The sequence below is a fragment of the Neobacillus soli NBRC 102451 genome (assembly GCF_001591665.1).
Taxonomy (GTDB): domain Bacteria; phylum Bacillota; class Bacilli; order Bacillales; family Cytobacillaceae; genus Neobacillus; species Neobacillus soli.
The window spans coordinates 1-779 of sequence record NZ_BCVI01000128.1; the positions used below are offsets into that span (position 1 = coordinate 1).

At 41.7% G+C, this 779-nt stretch carries 1 protein-coding gene; it reads right to left on the reverse strand.

The window, feature by feature from the left end; all coding sequences use genetic code 11:
• Positions 1-342: 342 nt before the first annotated feature.
• Positions 343-741 carry a hypothetical protein gene (locus BSO02S_RS25965; protein ID WP_096190826.1) on the reverse strand — a complete coding sequence of 133 codons (399 nt, stop codon included), beginning with the start codon at positions 739-741 and terminating at the stop codon, positions 343-345.
• Between the last annotated feature and the right edge of the window lie 38 nt (positions 742-779).

Here is a 779-nt window from a genome sequence, read left to right on the forward strand (position 1 = left end):
AGGTGTTTCAATCGTGGATTAGAAATAAAAAGAAGTTTAAATCACATACTTTTATGTAATTCCGTATTAAGTTTCATCCTTTAAAGGACTTCTAAAATCGCACAGAAGCCAACCAATCCTCATCTTTTTTCTTCTTATTTTTGATTAAATAAAGAAGACTTAGCAGGCTTTTACCGTCCTTTGTAGTTCTTCTCTTACTTTTTTTACTCCCTGATTCTATAGCTCTATAAAATACTCCAGTTTGTGACAGTCAATTCTTTAACGAAAAGTACCCATTTGTGAAAAAGTAACAAGCGTTTCTACTTATTGTAGAAACGCAACTAGGCAAATCTCTAAATTTATCTATTGATGGTACGGGTACGATGAATAAGGGTAAGGGTAAGGGTAAGGGTAATAGTATGGGTAATGGTAGCCGCCAATGCCTGGTCCACCTAGACCAAGACCTGGATAATAACCAAGTCCAGAGCCTGGTCCACCTAGACCAAGACCTGGAGCAAAACCAACGCCAGAGCCAGGTGCACCTATACCTGGACCACCAAAACCAAGACCAGGACCAAAACCAGCGCCAGAGCCTGGACCGCCTAAACCAAGACCTGGAGCAAAACCAACGCCAGAGCCAGGTGCACCTATACCTGGACCACCAAAACCATGACCTGGACCTGGACCATGACCATGACCTGGACCATGACCTGGACCAATCCTCTCATATGTTGGACTATAAGCATTATAATTAAGAATCACGTTCATCCTCCTCATTTAACTTACATTAGAGCATATGC